At 36.1% G+C, this 1,050-nt stretch carries 1 protein-coding gene; it reads right to left on the bottom strand.

From position 1 onward, the window contains the following. Position 1: 1 nt before the first annotated feature. On the bottom strand, positions 2–991 hold the full coding sequence (locus PSH50_RS20935) for an IS30 family transposase (RefSeq protein WP_039972569.1): 990 nt from the start codon (positions 989–991) through the stop codon (positions 2–4). Positions 992–1,050: the final 59 nt, after the last annotated feature.

The raw sequence follows: 1,050 nt of genomic DNA, 5'->3' as shown, positions 1-1,050 counted from the left end.
CCTAGATTCTAATTGGAAGTGCACCACCTAATTCATTATAGACTTCATTTGGTGTTTTAAATCCTAAACATTTTCTAGGGCGATTATTTAGTTGCTCCTCTACCTTTTTTAATTGCTGATGGCTTACTTTGCTAAAGTTTGTTTTCTTCGGATAATACCTTCTAATTAACCCATTTATTTGCTCTACAGCACCTTTTTCCCAACTGTGATAAGGCTCACAAAAATAAGATTTATTTTTCAAAATGGCTTCTACTTTTTTAAACTCCGTATTTTCAGAGCCATTGTCATAAGTTATCGATAAACAAGAGCTTGGTGGGTAAATAGATAGTTTTTTACATATTGCATTCGATGTCGCTAGAGCTTTTTTAGATGATAATTTAGTGATGTGACACACTCTAGAAACTCGTTCAAGTAACACATTCAGCGCACATTTTCTGTCGCTAGATTCAACAGAGTCACTTTCCCAATGCCCAACGTTTTTTCTGAGATTAATGTCATCTGGTCTGTCTAAAATACTACATCTTTGACCCCAAACTGTTTTCGTTTTACGGGTTGGATATTTTTTCTTACGCTTTTTATGTTGCCTAGCTAAATATACAATAAGTGATGTTTCATTCTTGTATATATATTGATAAATGGCCTCGTGAGATACGCTGGGTAAGGTTTTATCAAATTTTATTCGTCCAGCTATGATCTCAGGACTCCACCCAAGTTTGAGTTTATCTGCCACATAGCGTTGAGCTTCAACAGACTTAAGCTTAACTCGCTTAGCTCTCTCCCTTACCCTTACTTCATAATACATTTGAGCTGGATGAGGGTAATAAGTTGGTACGTAATAATCATATTTATTACGCTTTAGCTCTCGGCTAATAGTGCTATGTGAGCGATTTAATAATCGGCTCACCTCACGTATTGATTTTTTTTGGTAATGATACCACTCAAATAAACGACAACGTTCAAAGTTAGATAAATGTGAATATTGGGTACCCATGGCACACCTCCTGAACTTATAGTTTAGTAAAGGTGGTGCACTTCGACCTTGAATCTGGC

The sequence above is a fragment of the Pseudoalteromonas sp. Angola-7 genome (assembly GCF_028599255.1).
Classification (GTDB): Bacteria; Pseudomonadota; Gammaproteobacteria; order Enterobacterales; family Alteromonadaceae; genus Pseudoalteromonas; species Pseudoalteromonas atlantica.
Note: the sequence above shows the minus strand (reverse complement) of the source record. Positions and strands in the feature narration are given on the sequence as shown.

Coding starts and splice junctions, on each gene's coding strand:
- PSH50_RS20935 (WP_039972569.1), bottom strand. CDS start 991: ATGGGTACCCAATATTCACATTTATCTAACTTTGAACGTTGTCGTTTA.